At 45.7% G+C, this 3,776-nt stretch carries 5 protein-coding genes and 1 pseudogene; 5 read left to right on the forward strand and 1 reads right to left on the reverse strand.

The genetic code is table 11. The features are described from left to right. A pseudogene (locus O9H85_RS37270) lies at positions 1–211 on the forward strand (IS4 family transposase); the annotation flags it as partial. A 5-nt stretch (positions 212–216) separates the two neighbouring features. On the opposite strand, the gene O9H85_RS37275 reads toward O9H85_RS37270, so the two are convergent. Beyond that, positions 217–1,221 (reverse strand): type 2 periplasmic-binding domain-containing protein, encoded by a 1,005-nt coding sequence (locus tag O9H85_RS37275; RefSeq protein ID WP_269886364.1) that lies wholly within the window; start codon positions 1,219–1,221, stop codon positions 217–219. Between O9H85_RS37275 and O9H85_RS37280 the strand changes: the two genes are divergently transcribed. From O9H85_RS37280 to O9H85_RS38195, 4 genes are all read left to right on the forward strand, one after another. Beyond that, positions 1,183–1,902 (forward strand): dihydrodipicolinate synthase family protein, encoded by a 720-nt coding sequence (locus O9H85_RS37280; protein ID WP_269886365.1) that lies wholly within the window; start codon positions 1,183–1,185, stop codon positions 1,900–1,902. The genes O9H85_RS37275 and O9H85_RS37280 overlap by 39 nt on opposite strands. A gap of 342 nt (positions 1,903–2,244) precedes the next feature. Further along, positions 2,245–2,523 (forward strand): class I SAM-dependent methyltransferase, encoded by a 279-nt coding sequence (locus tag O9H85_RS37600; protein ID WP_333474312.1) that lies wholly within the window; start codon positions 2,245–2,247, stop codon positions 2,521–2,523. 492 nt (positions 2,524–3,015) lie between these two features. Further along, the gene (locus O9H85_RS37290) at positions 3,016–3,567 is read left to right on the forward strand and encodes a DUF1697 domain-containing protein (RefSeq protein ID WP_269886366.1); all 552 of its coding nucleotides are present in this window, start codon (positions 3,016–3,018) and stop codon (positions 3,565–3,567) included. A 44-nt stretch (positions 3,568–3,611) separates the two neighbouring features. Beyond that, positions 3,612–3,776, forward strand: a 165-nt coding sequence (locus O9H85_RS38195) for a transposase (RefSeq protein ID WP_409348189.1), incomplete at its 3' end; no start/stop codon positions are given.

Here is a 3,776-nt window from a genome sequence, read left to right on the forward strand (position 1 = left end):
ACTTGGTGGTTTGTTTTATTTGTTATGCGATGAGGTTAGCACCTTAGATTGGGTGGTAGCTTTGCAACAACTCATCGAATTGATCAACGAGGTAGCAACAAAGGCAAGCAAAAAGATCTCAAAATTGATTAAAAGTCAACTCCAACAATGGATCGCAGGTTTGCCCAGCTTTCTCAAGGCTTACCTGCCTATTTCAAGCTGCGAAGTTTGAGTAATTTACATGCACCCATATATTTCGTTCCCGGTTTCCGGGAAAATGTCATACGTCCCGTCGTCATTTTTCCTCGTACTGTCTCCGAATAGCCCGTACAATTCTTGTACGGTCCAATCGGGATCGGCCAGCAAATCCGCCAGCCGGGCCGTGGCGACCGGGTATTTGTCATTTTTGAAAATGGTGAACTGATTGTTGCGGACGATCCAGGTTTGCCGGCGAAACAGCTGGCGGGAGACTCCCTCCGCTTTGGGCGGAAGCATCGGCACGTATACGTCGGGATTCGGATTGATGTAGGCTTCCATAGATCCGGCAATCTCCGGTTTGGCCCGCCAATTCGCCTCAAATGCGCCCCAGTCGTCCGTGAATACTTCAGGCGGGATCAAGCCTTCCTCGTACAGCCTGTGCAAGTAGGCCAGCGGCTTTTTAACTTCCGGATTCATCGCCTGGAAGCGGATTTTGCCGTTCTCGACCGCCACATAGTTTTGATCCGGCACGAGGATGCCGAAGGAGCCCCCGAACAAATCCAATGGTCCGCCTACATATTGATCCCAACGAAAATAAAACGGGATCACGTCTTTCGGAATGTCTCCCGATTCCGGCATTCGCCTTAAAAGCGCATAGGCGAATTGTTCGGTCGTTGTCGGAACCCGCAAACCGAGCTGATCCAGCCACTTCTTGTTGATCAGCCATTGGTCGCGTATGCCTAAATATACGTTGTTTTGTTGTACGAGGCCCAAAGCGTAAATGTTTCCGTCCGCGGTCGTTATCGCTTTTTTTGCAGCCGGATTCGTTTGAAGCAGCTTCGTCCAATTGGGCGCATACTTCAGCAGGTTTGAAAAAGGCACGATGTCCCCGGCATTTTGCGCCGTCTCCATTTGAAGCGGCGATGCATCGGAGCGAAGCATGAGATCGGGATACTGCCGGGACGCAAACATCAGGTTCAGCTTGTCCCTGTTGTCGATGGAGATTTGTTTGATATCGAGATGAATGCCGCTCTTCTTCTCCAAAGCCCGGAATTGGAACACCAGATCGATGAGATCGAGCGTATCGCCGCCACGGGTATCGACGCTTTCGTCCTGGTGACCAACCGCCTTGCCAAACCGGAGGAGCCAGATGAGGTCTGGATTCGTCTTGCGGAGAAACTACTCGAGAGGCTGCCCGGGATTCGTTTCGGGTTATACGAATGCCCCTACCCGTACAAGCGGCTTTTAAGCCCGAAGCTGTTGAGATGGTGTTCCTCAAGGCAGCGATTTTATTTCTTGAAGGATACCTCCTGCAGCCTGAACGATTTACGGGCGAAGATGGAAGCGGTCAGAGGCAGCCGTTTAAAAATATTTAACGCCAACTCCGCCACGCTGCTCGAATCATTAAAAATGGGAGTGGCGGGGTTCAGCGGCATCATGGCCAACTTTCATCCCGAACTCTATGTATGGTTTGCAAATAACTGGAGACGCGAGCCGCAGAAGGCGGAATGGCTGCAAGCCTTTCTTAGTACGGCCGCATTGATCGAATCGCAGCCGTATCCGCTGAACGCCAAATACCATTTGCAGCAGGAGGGAATACCCATTTCCTTGTTCAGCCGCAGCCGGGACTACCATGAATTAAAAGCCGTCCATCGGCTAGAAGCGGGCAACTTAAAGCGGCTCTGCAGCTTGCTTAAGGAGCAGTGGTCGATAAATTCGCCTTAAGGCGTTTCGCGCTGCCATTTTCATCGATGACGATGGCAGCCAAGTCATGTATGACGACGGCATCGATGGCTGGGTCTTTTGATGGCCACACATGATAAAGCTAGTGGAGATAGCTCAATAAATAAGCCGGCTCTCGCGGTCGGCTTTTGCAATGCGCGTAGAAGCATTGGCTTAAGCGGAGTAAACAGCACGGTTTAACACCTCTAGTCTATGTTATCATTAGAGGTAATAATCTTGAATATAAAATGGCTAGGATCTTCAGTGGTGTCTATGTCCAAACTTGGCTTAGTAGGTAGCCCCTTTACTTCTTGATAAATAAAAGGAACGCGAGATGAGTTGAAAATGGGAAAATGGTTTGCAAAAATCTATGATTTGATGATGCAGCCTCTGGAACAAAAAGGATTAACTGAAATAAGAAAAACACTGATACGTAATGCTGGGGGGAAAGTGTTGGAAATAGGGTCGGGTACCGGACTGAACTTTCCATTTTACGAACGGGCTGATAAAGTAATCGCAATAGAACCGCAACTATTGATGATGAATCGTTCTCTAATAAGAGCAAACGGTGCTTTAGTTCCGATTGATGTTATTTTAGCTGATGCAGAAGAAATCCCCTTTTGAAGACAATACCTTCGATACTGTTGTTGGCACGTTGGTTTTATGTACTATCCAAACCCATTAAAGGCGTTAGAAGAAATAAAAAGAGTATGTAAACCTAACGGGATAATCCTTTTATTAGAGCATGTCCGATTGGACAGTCCGATACTAGGGAGAATACAGGATTGGTTAACACCCATCTGGAAACATGTTTGCGATGGCTGTCATTTAAACCGGAATACTCTTGAACTAATTAATAAAGTTGGATTAAAACTTGTTCGAAAAAAACAATATTACAAGAATTTATTTCTGGAAATGGAGCTGGTAAAAAATAAATAGATTCCTTAAAACATGTGAAACATAGATTAAAATCGCAGAGTCTAACACTAATGGGAAAAATTAGTTCAATACCAATACAATGAGGCTGCCGCGGCATCGAAACGGCAGCCTCATTGAAGTAACTGGCAGGAATGTGCAGGTTGAAGAACGGAACATTTAAATGAAGAGGTGATTTGAATGACTATTTACATTGCGTTTTTACGAGGTATCAACGTAGGCGGACACAATAAAATTAAGATGGCTGAATTAAAGAATATATTTCAATCAATTGGCTGTAAACGAGTGCAAACGTACATTCAAAGTGGCAACGTACTGTTTGAATCGGCGGAAGATGCGGACACACTACGCAAACGGATAGAACAAGAAACAGCAAAGGTTTTCTCTTTTACGCTCACCGTTATATTAAGAACATCTTTAGAACTGGAACGAATTATTGAAAATTGTCCATTCACTGAAGCGGTGCTAAAAGAAGCCGAAGTATCGACAGACGTAGAAACTTTTTACGTTTCAATTTTGCTCGAACCACCTACGCAGGAAGGGATTAAACAAGTGAGTGCTTTCCAAAATGAGAATGATGAATTTCGAATTAATGGTAGGGAGGTTTACCTATTACTTCGTGATGGCGTCCGTAATTCAAAGCTTGCGAACAATCTTTATAAGCTGAACGTACCTTCTACCATGCGTAACTGGAAAACGATTAACAAGCTTAATGCGTTGGCAGAGGTATAATGCTACATAGAAACTAGACAGAAAAAAAGGAGTTTCTTAGTTGTATGACGACCAGTAGAAGGAAGTTTACGCCGGAAGAAAAGGCCCACATCGTACTGGAAATTCTGAAGGAAGAAAAGTCGGTTTCGCAGCTCGCTTCAGAGCACGGCATTCATAGCAATGTCCTGAATCGGTGGAAATCAGAAGCGGTTCAGAACCTCTCGCAATTG

The organism is Paenibacillus gyeongsangnamensis, from assembly GCF_027533625.1.
Taxonomy (GTDB): domain Bacteria; phylum Bacillota; class Bacilli; order Paenibacillales; family NBRC-103111; genus Paenibacillus_G; species Paenibacillus_G gyeongsangnamensis.

What these genes read in the sequence shown, in the direction of transcription:
- O9H85_RS37600 (WP_333474312.1), top strand. Translation starts at nt 2,245, where the DNA reads ATGGGAAAATGGTTTGCAAAAATCTATGATTTGATGATGCAGCCTCTG.
- O9H85_RS37290 (WP_269886366.1), top strand. Translation starts at nt 3,016, where the DNA reads ATGACTATTTACATTGCGTTTTTACGAGGTATCAACGTAGGCGGACAC.